Source organism: Brevibacillus sp. FSL K6-0770 (assembly GCF_038000275.1).
In the GTDB taxonomy this organism is placed as follows: domain Bacteria; phylum Bacillota; class Bacilli; order Brevibacillales; family Brevibacillaceae; genus Brevibacillus; species Brevibacillus parabrevis.
Window position 1 is genome coordinate 1,244,195 of sequence record NZ_JBBOBQ010000001.1, and the last position, 13,723, is coordinate 1,257,917.

Genomic DNA, 13,723 nt, shown 5'->3' on the forward strand with positions numbered 1-13,723 from the left:
ATGTGATGGGAAAAGTAAAGTTTCCACACGGTTCGAACTGGTGCTCCTCATCCAAATACGGAATGGTAGTAAAAGTGAACGGCACCGATGATCTCCACAAATTTTCATTGTCACATCGGGACACAAGAAAATTGGAGGAATCTGTATAATGAACGAGCAGGTGTAGAGCGATGCAATGCCTGTTTCAAGGAAAACCTGACAGCCAATGATTTTTATGTCGGCGGCATTCAAAAAGTGAAAAAGGGGAGGAAACAAATGCTCCAGCTAAAACAAATCCATGAACTGACGGATGATGTCGCGTCCGTCATCGCAGCGAGCATTTTCAACCCGACCGAGGAAAAACTGAACGTGCTCATGCGGCTGTACAAGTCCGACCCGAACCGGATTTTGTACGCTTTCGCGGAAGGCGAAAAGCTCGTGGCGATCATTGGACTCAAAATCAATCGCACGGAAAATACCGCCGTCATTTTACATATCGCTGTCGAAGAAGCAAAAAGAGGAAAAGGAATTGGCCGCAAACTGATTGACGAGGTATTGCAGCAGCATTCGTTTGCTGCCCTGCAAGCGGAGACAGACCAGGACGCAGTCGCGTTTTATCAGGCGTGTGGCTTTGCCGTGGAGAGCCTGGGAGAGCTGTACCCCGGGACGGAACGTTTTTTCTGTGTCAAACCAAACAGTCATGACCGTGTCGTTTGAGCGCAAGCCGTCACACCCCATTGCATAAAAAAACGCCGAGACGTTGTTCACAGAAAAAAGACACCTGCTGCACCTGATCGGGCAAAAGGTGTCCTTTTCTTTTTCATGGCTCACGAAGTCTAGAGGCTCGGCTGGCTCAGATGCTTGAAAGCTTAGCGCTTCACCAGCACGAACGCTTTTTTCACTTCATCCAGCGTCATGACCAGCGAGAGAAACTTTTTGCCTTGGTCTGTTGCCGGGTCGAATACGCTGTCCTGAGGCAAAGCAGCTGCATAGACCGTGTTGGTAGCGGGATCTTGCGCGATTTCGTAGCCGACTGGCGGCTCGTCAGGGTTGTTCAGCTTTTTCCAGTCGTTTTTGTCAAAAGCGTAGATGACGACGACAGCCGCCTGATCTTCCGTTTTGCTTGCGTTGAACTGGAAGGAAGTCACGCTTTTGGCTTCCGGCAAGTAAGGGTCTGCGTTCGGGCCTGTCCGCTCGTCAATCAGGATGTTGCCGTTCCAAGACTTTGGCGCGAGAAAAGCATACGCGGAGTCATGGCTTTTAAAAGAACCTTGGTACACTTGCTTTTCCGTTTTGGTCGGCTCGAAGTGGGCGCTCATCAATTCCCATTTGTTTTGGCTCCATTTCCATTTCGACTGGAGGTAGCCGCGAACGTCCGCATTGTAATCTCCGGTCAGGCGCTCTGTGCCTTCCAGAACGTACAGGCCGTTTTTATTGTTGTCGATCGGTTTCAGCTGGACGAATCCGCCGCCGAGCACACCTGCCTTGTTTTTATCCAGTCCAGGCAAGCTGAGCTTCTCGGCTTTGCCGTTTTTCAGCGTGTAAATATAGTTGGTGGTATAGCCGCCGCTGCCGCCTGTATCAGCCGAAACCATGATTTCGCCTTTTTTGTCGTAAGTGAAATCTTGCACGGACAGCTTTGGCTCATAGCCGCTGTCTTTGAGGTCAATCGTCACGGACTTTTTCGTTTGGCCGTCTGTCACTTTGACAGTGAGATCGCTCACGTACGGGCTGTTTTTCTCCTTTTTGCCATACAAGGCGATCGTGTCGGCTTTGTTGTCGCCGGTAACGTCTGCCGTTTTTTGCGAGAGCACCTGCAAGTTTTTCGGTGCAGAGCTTGTGCTTGCGGCATCGGCAGTCAGGGCTTGTCCGGTGAAAAGCACCGAAGTGAGCACCGTTCCGGTTACGATTTTGTTCCAGTTGTTCATGATGAAAATCCTCTCCTGTCCAGATGTTTGTTCGTGGTGTGTGTGGTGAGTGAGCTCGTGTCTTGCTATGCGTTCATTATGTACGAAGCAGATAGCGAAATGGTTACAACCGGATGACATCGTGCTGACAAAGGAGTAACAGGACATGCTTGAAGGATCGTTGTCATGAAAAATAGCACGTGGAAAACGACAGCGGGCGACATGCGGCGCGGCAAGCCGGAGGGGGAGGGGGAGGGAGTGGGAACCTCGCCAAGATATCATTGCGAAAACAAGCAAATCCAAGTACAATGTTGGAATGCCCAAAAAGGGCCGCGGTTCGCAAAACTCCCGCGTTATCAAAACTAGGAGGCATTATATATGTTTAATCTTACACTTGGAGTCTTTTTCGCTCTGGTGAATTTCGGGCTGTTTCTGCTCTGCTACCGCCTGTTCGGCCGCATGGGGCTGTATGCCTGGATCGGGATGGCTACGGTGCTCGCCAACATACAGGTGGTGAAAACCATCGAAATGTTTGGACTGGTCATGACATTGGGCAACACGATTTACGCGTCGATTTATCTCGTGTCAGACCTGCTGAACGAAAAGTATGGGGAGAAGGCAGCGAAAAAGGCAGTCTGGTTCGGATTTTTCACCTTGATCGCGACGACGATCATTATGCAGCTCGTGCTTGTATTTGAGCCGCAAGAAACAGACATTTCGCAGCAATCGCTGGAGACGCTGTTCGGCTTGATGCCGCGGCTTGCGCTGGGCAGCCTGTGCGCGTATTTGCTCAGCCAGTTTGTCGACGTGAAAATTTACTCCTGGCTGAAAAAGAAATGCCCGGGCCGCAATCAGTTGTGGATTCGCAACAACGGGAGCACCTTGTTTAGCCAATTGCTCGATTCCGTTACTTTTTGCACGATTGCTTTTCTCGGTGTATACCCGATGGAAGTATGGTGGCAAATTTTGCTGACTACCTACCTGATCAAGTTTGTCGTATCGGCCGCTTCCACGCCGGTTCTCTATATCGCCCGCAGTATGAAAGTTCCGGAGGATTAAGTGAAAAGACAGAAAAACCGCCAAAGCATCGTGCTTTTTGGCGGTTTTTGTTGTGTGCATAATGGAAGGATTATACATTGTTTACATCAAATTTACATACAGTTCAGATTGATTGTTTACGATGTTCATAGCTTTCGTTTCGTATTTTGGAGAGGAGGAATGAAGAAAGAATGTCACACAAAAACCAAGGTTTTCGCCGTTTGCCCAAGCTGGCGCTAATCGCAGCTGTGGTTGCGGGCGCGGTTTTGCCGACGGGATGGCTGCCGCAGGCAAAGGCGCAGCATGCCGATCATATCGTGATCAGCGAGGTGTACGGGGGCGGGGGAAACAGCGGGTCCCATTACAAAAATGACTTTATCGAGCTGTACAACCCGACTAGCACACCAGTATCTCTTAACGGCTGGTCGGTGCAATACGGTTCTGCCAAAGGAACAGGCGCCTGGCAAAAGTCCAGTTTGACTGGCACGATTGCCCCGTACGGCTTTTATTTGGTCAAACAGGCGGCAGGCACAGGTGGCATAGCAGAGCTTCCCGCACCGGATGATACAGGGACGCTGAACTTGTCCGGCACGGAAGGAAAGGTTGCGCTGGTCAGGAGCGGAACCGTTTTGACCGGAACCGATGTGTCATCCCCTGATATCGTCGATCTGGTCGGCTTCGGAGCAGCCAATGCGTATGAAGGCGCAGCACCTGCTCCGGCTACGACGGCCTCCACCAGTGTCTCTCGCAAAAGCAACGCCGACGGCATCGCGCCAAACGGCGGAAACGGCTGGGATACGAACGATAACAGCGCCGACTTCATCGCGGGTGAGCTGACGCCGAAAAATACGGCGAGTCCGGCAGAAACTCCGCCTGCGACAGATGTCACCGAGAAGCCGAGCGGCAGAGGGCTGCTGTTTGACAACACGAATCCGGCGGCAGCCACCATTCGCGGCTATGTCCGCCCGAATGTCACGATCAAAGTATACGCAGCCCAGCCCACGGGAAGCGAAACAGCTCTGGCTGAACAAGCAGCAGACCAAGCCGGGCAAATCGATTTGACTTTTGCCAATCACAATCCGGGGGCAACGGCTGTCTATCTCACGGCAAAAGAAGGCAGCAAACAGGAAAGTCAGGGCGCGGAACTGGTTCCAGCAGCTACAAGCCCTGCCATCGCAGTAGACAAAGTCAGTTTGCAGCAAGGGGGGCAGACAGCCGAGCTGAAGGGCCAGGCAGGAGCGGCAGCGGGCAAGGCGATTCTTCGCGCGTATGACGCTCCCGGCGGAAACAGCTTGTTGCTCGGCGGCAGTCCGACAGGAAGCGCAGCGGACAATGGGGCCTTTTCCTATTCGGTTCAAGTTCCCGATCAGCTGGAAAAAGTGTACGTGACGCAGCAGCTTGCGGACGAGCGCGGCCAGATGTTCGAAAGCGAGCCTGTAGCCGTGGCGAAGGCTGTGCTTGCGCCGAGCGCGATTGCCGAAGCGAGAGTTTTGGCCAAAGGGACAACAGCCATGATTGAAGGAACCGTCACAGCCATGTTCGAGGCAGGCGGGCAGTTCAACGTCTACATGCAGGATGACACAGCCGGGATTGTCCTGCGCGCGCCAGGACTTGCGGGCAAGATCGAGGTCGGAGACAAAATTCAGGCGACCGGAAAACTGAACGACTACTACGGGCTTGCCCAGTTGGAAGCGGCAGCCGATCAGGTCACGGTCGTAGAAAAGCAGGCAGGCGTGCCAGCACCGCAGTTGGTTACCTCGGCCGATTTTGCGGCAAGCACGGGAGAAGCAATCGAAGGCAAGCTGGTCACAGTTCACCAAGTTACGGTAAAGTCCGTACAAAGCGGAAACTACACGCTGCAAGACGCGCAGGGAAGCTTTCTGTCGCGTCCATCGCCAGCGCTTCCTTTGGAAAAGGACGTGACCTACGCCAGCATCACCGGGGTCGTCAATTACGATTATAACGAGTACAAACTTGTGCCGCGCACGGCGGCTGATCTGGTAGAGGATGCGACCACAGTGCCGACTGTGACAGCGTATCCGCAAGGGCCGCTGATCGCCGCAGGCACCAAAGTAACTTTGTCTACGTCTATGGCCGATGCGAAAATTTACTACACGACAGACGGTTCGCCGCCGACTCGCGCCAGTGCCGTCTATACAGCCCCGCTCCAGATTGATGCGGACACGACGATTCAAGCGTTTGCAGTCAAAGAAGGCTTTACGGATAGCAAAGTCGCCACGTTCCGTTACACGATCCAAAAAGACAACATTCGCATTCATGATATCCAAGGAGCTTCGCACCAATCGCCGATGGCGGACGGCACGGTAAAAGCTGTTGCGGGAATTGTCACGGCGGTCGTGAAAAGCAGCGGAACAGTCCAGGGCTTCTACATGCAAGACACAGCTCCCGACGATGATCCGCGTACATCAGAAGGAATTTATGTGTATGAGCCGAAAGCAGCCGTCAAACCGGGCGATGAAGTGAGCGTCGACGGGACTGTGAAGGAGTATGTGCAACAGAGCAGGGCGGCCACTGACCTCACGCAGACGCAGATTGATGCTGCGAAAGTCACCGTGACGAAACCGGATCAGTCCTTGCCAGACCCGATTGTGCTCGGAAAAGGAAATTACCGCTATCCAAAAAGGGTCATCGACAACGACAGTCTGGGCAAGTTCGATCCGGAGGAGGACGGCATTGATTTTTGGGAAAGCCTCGAAGGGATGCTGGTTCAGATCGACAATCCAGTCGTGGTCGGGGAGACAAAAGTTTTCTCCAACCCGGCAAGTGTTGAGTTCGTCATCATTGACGACCAAGCGCACCCCGAACAGCCGCGAACGCCAGCAGGCGGAGTTTTGCTGCAAGCAGACGATTTTCACCCTGAGCGCATTACGGTAGCGGACAAATTCGAGCCGATCTTGGATCATCCGAAGGTTGGCGACACTTTTTCCGAACCGTTGGTAGGAATTGTCGATTACAGCTTTGCGAACTACAAGCTGTATCACACCAAAACGTTTTCCGTACAGGCAGGCGGCAGCGAGCCGACTGTGACCAAACTGTCTCCAAAACCGGATAAGCTCGTGATCGCTTCCTACAACATCGAGAACTTTTCAGCGAAAACGGATTCAGACAAAATCGGGCGCATCGCGGAAACGATCGTGGAGAACATGAAAGCGCCGGATATTATCGGTGTCGTAGAGATGCAGGACAACAACGGGCCGACAGACAACGGTGAGACGGATGCTTCCAAATCGGCGCAAGCGTTGATTCAGGCCATCGGGCAAAAGAACGGGCCTGCTTACCGCTACGTCGATATCGCTCCGCAAAACAACCAGGACGGCGGCCAGCCAGGCGGCAACATTCGCGTCGGATTTTTCTACAACCCGGATCGCGTGCAACTGGCAGACGGCGCAGCGGGAACAGCAACAGAAGCGGTGCAGGTCGAGTCGCGCAACGGAGCGCCGCATCTCACACTCAATCCGGGCCGGGTCGATCCGAACAACGAGGCGTTCGCGTCCAGCCGCAAGCCACTGGCAGCCGAGTTTGTATTCCAGGGCCAATCCGTGTTTGTCATCGCCAACCATTTTAATTCCAAGGGCGGAGATGGGGCGCTGTTTGGCAAAGATCAGCCGCCGAAGCTGGTGAGTGAAGCGCAGCGGATGAAAATCGCCGGCGTTGTGAACCGCTTTGTCAAACAGATTCACGCAGCAGACGCCAAGGCAAACGTAGTTGTTTTGGGTGACCTGAATGACTTCCCGTTCTCCAACCCGGTGAGAGCTTTGGCGGATGGAGCTTTGACCAACATGGTCGAGACGCTGCCGCCGGGCAGACAATACACGTATGTGTACCAAGGCAACTCGCAAGTGCTCGATCAAATTTTGGTCAGCCCGCATCTGGAACCAAACGCGAAGGTCGATATCGTGCATATCAATGCCGGGTTCACAGAGCGTCAAGGCCGGGTAAGCGACCATGATCCGGTGCTTGTGCAGCTCGATTTGCAAAATCAAGGCGAGCACGAAACGACAGCGCAGGAAGTAGCAGACAGTATTACACGCATCGCCCAGCCAGCAGCCGGAGCGACCAGACTCGCTCTGCCGCAAGTGCCGGCAAAATTTGCGCTTGCGATCAAGTCGTCGAGCGACACCGATGTCATAGCGCTGGATGGCACGATCACGCCGCCGAATCGCGCGATGAGTGTAGAGCTGATTTTGCAAGTGACCAGGCTGTCAGATCAATCGACTGCCCTGACCCAAACGCTTGCGGTGCAAGTGCCTGCCAAACCGACAAGCCCGTCGATTCCGCCAGTCACCCCGCCAGACACGACACCGACGCCGGAAAAGCAGAGGGAGCTGAACAAGCAAGCGGAAAACGCGATTTTGTCTGCAACCGACGAGGAAAGCATTGTGAAACAGGTGGGCCTCGTTCTCGGCAGTTTGGAAAAGCTGCTCCAATCGAAAAAGCCGGAGCCAGCGGACAAGTGGGATACAGTTTCCGATACGATTTCAACGGTGCTGGCTGCTGTAATGGAGCAGGCCGAACGTGAGGTCATCCGGGAAGCGACAATGCGTGATTTGACCGAATCATTTTTGCAAAAAGCGTTTGATCCTCTTGTCAGCGAAAAAGGGGAGGACGAAGAGCTTGCCAGACTCGGGCTTGCTGCCTTGACGAACTTTGCCAAAACGGCGCTCGCCCCACTCGATGCAGAAGATATCTCAAAAGACGCGGCGAAACGCGTTCGCGTCCTGGCTGAAACGCTGCTGAAACAGGCTGGCACAATCGAGGTCGAGTCTGGAGCCGAGATCAAGGCGTCAGACGAGCAAGTGGAGGAATTGCTGGAAACGCTCGGCGATTTCCTTGTGGCAATCAAGGATGTGAGGGAAAAAATCGGCTTCACGCCTGCGTTGTTCATCCAGATCGAAGAGGAGGCAGTAGAGGCACCCGAGGAGGATGATGCCGATACAGAAGATCGCTTCCAGAGCAAACAGGCAAGGCAGGAAGAGCAGCAGATTTCACTGGATCAGCAACTGGTCGAAGTGTTGAAGAAAAAGGAGATCGGCGCAAGACTGACCGTACCTGGCGGGGCATGGGTGGAAGTGCCGGGAGCGTATTTTGCGGCGGAACGGGCCAGAAAATTCGCCCTCTCCTTGACGGAAGCAGAAGGAAACGGGTGGCAAGGCGTTCCCAATCCGGGCGAAGCCTACCTGTTGCAAGCGTGGAGTAACGGAAAAGAACTGACCAGCCTGGGCAAAGCAGGCTTCACGCTCGGATTGCCCGCTGCAACTGACGGCGACGACAAGCGGCAAGTTTACACGTACCGGAACAAAAAGTGGAAGACGGTAACCGGAGCCAAGGGCAAGCCGATCAAGGTGACACGAGAGGATGACATGGCCGTTTTCCCGGTGCAATCCGCTGCGGCTTACGTCGTCGGAGATGCCGCTTTGGACAAACTCGAAGTCAAGGCAAAATCGCTAAAGCTCGTACCTGGAGAGGAGCTGCAGCTTGAAGTCCTCGCTACTTACGGCGACGGAAGTTCAGAAGAAGTGACGGATGCAGCAGGAATCCAGTTCGAGTCGAGCGTGCCCGAGCAGGTGGAGGTAGACGAGACAGGACGGATTCGCGTCTTGGCAGATGCCTCTGGGGGTACAAGGGCAACGATCACGATCCAGTATGAAGGCAAGACGGTGAAGGTGTATGTGTTTGTGCGAAATGTAGAAACTAGCCAATGAGCGAAAAGCTCCTCTGTCAAACAGGGGAGCTTTTTCTTTTTTGCTGCGTACCAAACAAAACCCGCTCGTATCAAGCATTTATGGCCGGGAGAAAAGCTTTATTTTCAGGCAAATGAAAAAATGAGTTGTCTTCAGCAAACGAAGTGCGCTATAGTAAAAACATAAAATTTAATAAATGATAATCAATTATCAAATGTTGATAATGGAACAAGAGTCAGTCCTATGCTAATCTGTTAGGAGGGATATCACACTACGAAAGAAGGATACAAGATCAGATGAGTGCAGAGAAAACCTTGGACATTTTGGATTTGTTCGATTTTGACACAAGAGCGTTGAACGTACCGCAAATCGCCGAGAAGTTGGGACAGCCGCAAAGTTCTGTCTATCGTCATCTGCGTTTGCTCAAAGAAAAAGGCTATATCATGGAATCGGCCAACGGGTACTACAGCCTGGGCTACCGTTTTTTGAAGCTGGCGAAAATCGTCCGCCTGGACATGAACATAACAGCCATCGCGCAGCCTGTGATGAGGCAATTGACCAAGGAGACAGAAGAGACGTCGATTTTGCTGGTGTACTCCAACATGCAGGCGGTCTGTCTCGAAACGATTGCGTCTCATCAGCCCATCAAAGTTTCGTCGGAGCAAGGACAGATTGTTCCGTTGTACGGCGGGGCATCTTCCAAGGCGCTGCTTGCCTTTCTTGCAGAGGAGATCGTGGAAGAGCTGTACGGGAAAGGGTTTGTGCGCAAACACACCGAGCAGACGATCACCGATCTCGCCGTCATGAAACAAAATTTGGCTGAAATCAGAGAGAAGGGGTACGCCTTCTCGGATGGGGAGATCGATGAAGGCGTCGTTTCTTACGGTGTACCCATCCATGATTCCGATCAGCAGGTTGTCGCTTCTTTGAGCATTGCCGGACCTCGTGGACGGATGCTGGAAAAAGACGAAAAGGAACTGGTTGCCCATCTGATGGCAGCGGCAGAGTCGATTCAGCGCTATCTGTAAAGATAGGTGGGAGAATACAATGGAAAAATACGATTTGGTTGTTCGCGGGAAGATGGTACGAGAAGATCAGGTGACTTTGGGACAGATTGGGGTCAAGGACGGGAAGATTGCCGTTATCGAGTCGCCGGATGCGGTTCTTGTGGCGGATAAGGTGCTGGATTTTGCCAACGCCTACGTGTTCCCGGGAACCATCGATGTTCACGTTCACTGTTTCAGCAATCCGAACGAAGGATTTATCCCGACGAGCATGTCTGCGGCAGCAGGGGGAATCACGACATTTCTGGACATGCCCTACGACCTGCCAAATCCGATTTCGAATGTAGAAATCTTTGAAAAAAAGGTAAAACAATTGGAGCAAGAAGCGGTCGTGGACATATGTCTGTGGGGCACCATTTCCAAAACGAACGGGACGGATCAGATCGTGCCGCTCGCGGAGGCTGGCGCCGTCGCTTTCAAAATGTCCACGTTTGAGACCGATGCGTACCGTTTTCCGCGCATCCCGGACCCGGAAATTATCAAGGCGATGGAGCTGATCAAAGAAACGGGACTGCGCGCAGCTTTTCACTCCGAAAATGACGAAATCATCGTCGACATGATCGAGGAGTATAAACAGGCAAACAAAGTGTACCCAAAAGCGCATAATGAGACGCGCCCGCCTGTCACCGAGACAAGCGCCGTGCTCAAGCTGATGGAATTTGCCTATTGGACAGGCGTGAAGCTGCACATCGTCCATGTCAGTCATCCGCGTACGATCGATTTGATCAATGCTTTCAAGGCGCAAGGCGTCCAGGTGACGAGCGAAACTTGTTATCCGTACTTGCTGCTGGACGTGAACGCACTGGATCAGTTCGGACCGAAAGCGAAAAACAATCCTCCGCTGCGCGAGCCAGAGGAAGTGGCAGGGTTGTGGAAGCACCTCCAGGACGGGAATATCGAACTGATTTCCTCCGACCATGCGCCATGGGGAGCCGAGCACAAAAATCCGGGCAACGACAACATTTTCAAAGCGGCATCCGGTTTGCCAGGCGTGGAGATCATGACGCCGCTGATGTTTGCTGCGACGGTAGCAAAAGGCACGATGACCCCTGTCCAGTTCGCCAAAGTAATGGCGCAGCATCCGGCAGAAGTGTTCCAGATTCCGGGCAAAGGGAAAATCGCCGTAGGCTACGATGCCGATTTTGCCGTGATTGATCCTGACCAGACATGGGTAATTGACGAGACTCGCTTCCGCTCTCATTCGAAAATGTCGCCGTTCCACGGCCAGGAAGTGAAGGGCAAAGTCATTCAGACGATTGTGCGCGGAACGACTGTGTACGACGGCGAAGAGGTCACTGTCGAGCCGGGCTTCGGTTCGTTTGTTCCCGGTTCCGCTTACAAGGGAGCGGCTGTTGGGGGGCGCAACCATTGAGCATGGAGCGATTTACAGACATGTTGAGCGAACTGCTCGACTTGCGGCCGGAAGACATCCCTGCCGAGACGATCGAGCGGGCTACGTGGATGATTGCGGATACGCTGTTTGCTGCCTGCTACGGCTTCGCTTCGCCAGAGCTGAGCGCTTATTTGGAAAACGTGGCTTTTGCCGAGCGGGACGAGCTGCACGCCGTTCCCGTATTTGGAACCGGATTGTATACGACGAGTGCGCAGGCAGCGATGCTGTACGGCACCGCGATCGTAACGAATGAGCTGGATGAGGGCAACCAGTTTGCAAAAGGGCATCCTGCGGCGCACATGCTCGCGCCTGCCCTGATTACCGCCCTGGAGCACAAGGCGTCAGGCGCAGAACTGATCCGTGCCTTTGCCATTGGCTATGAAGTAGCAGCGCGTCTGGCTTATGCGAGCAACATGAATGACGACATGCACCCGCACGGAACGTGGGGAATTGTCGGGGGAGCGGTTGCCAGCGGCCTTTTGCAAAAAAAGTCCAGGCAGCAAATCATCGAGGCGGCGCTGCTCGCTGCCTCGCTCCCGCTGGCAACGTCTTGGGAAGCAGCCGTCACGGGGATGACGGTTCGCAATCTGTATGCCGGGATCGGCAGTTTTCTGGCGTTGCAGGCGTGGGAGTTCCAGGCGGCCGGTTTTGCAAGCAGCGAGCATGTCGTCGACCATCTGTGGGGAACGATTTTGTCCAAAGGCATCCGGTACGAGCTGTTCCAGACGGATTTGTGGGCACCGCCCTTGTTGAACAAAAATTACTTCAAGCTATACCCGTCTTGCCGTTTTTCCCATTCCGCAATCGATGCCCTGCTTGCTCTCCAGCAAGAAATGGAGCTGCAAGCAGCGCAGATCGACTTCGTGCAAGTAGAGACGTACGGTTTGGCGGCCCGCCTAGACGATCCAGATCCGGCGAACGCTTTGGCGGCGAAGTTTTCCATCCCGTTTTTGCTCTCCGTGCTCATCCACGGCCATTCGCTGTACGATTGCTTCTCTGGGGCCCTGTTCCAAGACCGTTCTGTCCGCGAGCTGGCAAAAAAAATACGCGTGACGGAAAGTGCGGAAATGACGGCGCTGCTGCCAGCCAAGCGTGCGGCGAGAGTGACGGTTGCGACGCGCGAAGGCACAACGAAAAGCGTCTACGTCGATGCGGCATCGGGGGGATTCGATCAGCCGTTTCCAACGGAATTGCTGCGCGACAAATTTACCAGCATGCTCGGACGATGGAAGGCGGATGTATCCAGCAAGATGATCGCAGAAGCCTTGCTGCTACCAGAGCGAACGTCCGTCGGCGAATGGCTGGAGCGGATCGAAAGTTGGTCAGTGGAAGGATGAAGACAACATGACACGAATGCGCATCAACCTCGAACGGTTGAAAAACAACTTGATGGAAGTGGGCGCGGTTGCCAATGCAGGAACAGCAGGCTATACCCGGCTGGCCTACTCCGCCGAGGAAAAAAGGGCGCTTGCCTGGCTGCAAGAAAAGATGTCCGCACTGAAGCTGACGGTAAACGAAGACAGCTTGGGAAACGTGACTGGTCGGTGGGGAGCTGCGGGAGTACCCGCCATTGTGTTTGGCTCCCACCTCGATACGGTGCCAAACGGCGGATTGTACGACGGAGCGCTCGGCGTCATCGTCGGACTGGAATGTATCCAGACATTGCAGGAAGCAGGCAGCCTGCCGGAAGTGCCGCTAGAACTGGTTGGTTTTGTAGGCGAGGAAGCCAATCTTCTCGGAGGCACATTTGGCAGCAGAGCAGTCGCAGGATCAATCGAACAGTCGGAAGATTTTGACAAAAAACTGCGTCAGTTGAACTTTACATGGTGCGACGTTGCAGGCGCCAAGCGCAGTAAAGACGACTACCATTGCTATCTGGAACTGCACATTGAGCAGGGCGCCCTTTTGGAAACCAATCAAAAGCGAATCGGCATTGTGACAGCCATTGCGGGAATCCTGAGACTAGCCGTGAAAGTTAAGGGGCGGGCCAGCCACTCCGGCACGACACCGATGCATCTGCGCCATGACGCCTTGCTTGATGCGGCGCGCTTGATCCAGGAGGTCAACAGGCTCGCTGTCGCAGCGAACAGCGATATTGTGGCAACGGTTGGCGAAATAGCTATTTCGCCCAATCTGGCAAACGTCGTGCCAGGCGAAGCCGATCTCAACATTGAAATTCGCGGCAGCAACTGGGAGGAAATGAAGGGGATTGAGGAGCAGATTCGGAACTGGTCGCAAGCCAATATCGCGGCCCGGATCGAGGTGGACGTGGAAAAGCGGCCAAATGCGCTCTCGCCGCGGATTCAGGCGAACATAGAGGCAGCGTGCCAGCAACTAGGCGAGTCTTACCAGTACATGTTCAGCGGGGCCAATCACGATGCCAACTCGCTGACGGCTGTTACCGACGTCGGCATGATTTTCGTTCCCAGCAAGGACGGGGTTAGCCATCATCCGGATGAGTTTACGTCTTGGGAAGACATTGAGGCTGGAGCCAATGTCATGCTGGAAACACTGCATTTGTTGATGAAAACATACGGACAGGCCCAATAAAAACAGTCACAGAGCAGGCGAACGGAGCGCTGGCCATTTTTACCGGAACGGCTGTAAACGACCGGACCGGGCGGCTGGTCTCCTGTTGCC

At 53.9% G+C, this 13,723-nt stretch carries 8 protein-coding genes; 7 read left to right on the plus strand and 1 reads right to left on the minus strand.

The window, feature by feature from the left end; translation table 11 throughout:
* Positions 1–255: 255 nt before the first annotated feature.
* Positions 256–696, plus strand: a complete 441-nt coding sequence (locus NST23_RS06320; protein WP_173596057.1) for a GNAT family N-acetyltransferase — start codon at positions 256–258, stop codon at positions 694–696.
* Positions 697–848: 152 nt separating this feature from the next.
* On the opposite strand, the gene NST23_RS06325 is transcribed toward NST23_RS06320, so the two are convergent.
* Positions 849–1,907 carry a hypothetical protein gene (locus NST23_RS06325; RefSeq protein WP_122962835.1) on the minus strand — a complete coding sequence of 353 codons (1,059 nt, stop codon included), beginning with the start codon at positions 1,905–1,907 and terminating at the stop codon, positions 849–851.
* Positions 1,908–2,264: 357 nt separating this feature from the next.
* Between NST23_RS06325 and NST23_RS06330 the strand changes: the two genes are divergently transcribed.
* From NST23_RS06330 to NST23_RS06355, 6 genes are all read left to right on the plus strand, one after another.
* The gene (locus NST23_RS06330; protein ID WP_122962836.1) at positions 2,265–2,945 is read left to right on the plus strand and encodes a queuosine precursor transporter; all 681 of its coding nucleotides are present in this window, start codon (positions 2,265–2,267) and stop codon (positions 2,943–2,945) included.
* 170 nt (positions 2,946–3,115) lie between these two features.
* Positions 3,116–8,647, plus strand: a complete 5,532-nt coding sequence (locus tag NST23_RS06335) for a chitobiase/beta-hexosaminidase C-terminal domain-containing protein (RefSeq protein ID WP_340963340.1) — start codon at positions 3,116–3,118, stop codon at positions 8,645–8,647.
* Between the two features lie 275 nt (positions 8,648–8,922).
* Complete coding sequence (locus tag NST23_RS06340; RefSeq protein ID WP_173596059.1) at positions 8,923–9,654, plus strand: IclR family transcriptional regulator; 732 nt, start codon at positions 8,923–8,925, stop codon at positions 9,652–9,654.
* Positions 9,655–9,673: 19 nt separating this feature from the next.
* Positions 9,674–11,062, plus strand: coding sequence for a dihydroorotase (locus NST23_RS06345; RefSeq protein ID WP_122962839.1), 1,389 nt, complete (start codon positions 9,674–9,676; stop codon positions 11,060–11,062).
* A gap of 2 nt (positions 11,063–11,064) precedes the next feature.
* Positions 11,065–12,420 carry an MmgE/PrpD family protein gene (locus tag NST23_RS06350; protein WP_173596060.1) on the plus strand — a complete coding sequence of 452 codons (1,356 nt, stop codon included), beginning with the start codon at positions 11,065–11,067 and terminating at the stop codon, positions 12,418–12,420.
* 7 nt (positions 12,421–12,427) lie between these two features.
* Complete coding sequence (locus tag NST23_RS06355) at positions 12,428–13,633, plus strand: Zn-dependent hydrolase (RefSeq protein ID WP_173596061.1); 1,206 nt, start codon at positions 12,428–12,430, stop codon at positions 13,631–13,633.
* Positions 13,634–13,723 lie beyond the last annotated feature (90 nt).